The following is a 279-nucleotide window of genomic DNA, read 5'->3' on the forward strand; positions in this document are numbered from 1 at the left end:
GTGGGCAAGCTTAAGCAGCTGAGTAGCTGTCTGCCTGTCCAGGGCCTGGGTGAACTGGTTAATGGCAGGAGGGACTTTGAGCCGCTTGTAGAGGATAGCTCTTTGCCGCTGCAGTCTGATGTAGCGGGGCCATTTGACGAAGCGCGTTAAATCTCTTTTGGGCTGGATGTCCTGTCCAATGCCGAAGTTCTTGGGCCTCTTCTCGAACAGAGGGTTGACCACCTTCTTGGCCTCCTGCTTCTTGACGACGGCGGGGGCCGGGGCCACCTTCTTCCCCTT

At 57.3% G+C, this 279-nt stretch carries 1 protein-coding gene; it reads right to left on the reverse strand.

All coding sequences use genetic code 11. The features are described 5' to 3' along the window. Positions 1-279: hypothetical protein (locus ACYSM9_RS21960; RefSeq protein WP_461859057.1), on the reverse strand; the 279-nt coding region annotated here is incomplete at both ends.

The organism is Arthrobacter sp. C152, assembly GCF_054890965.1.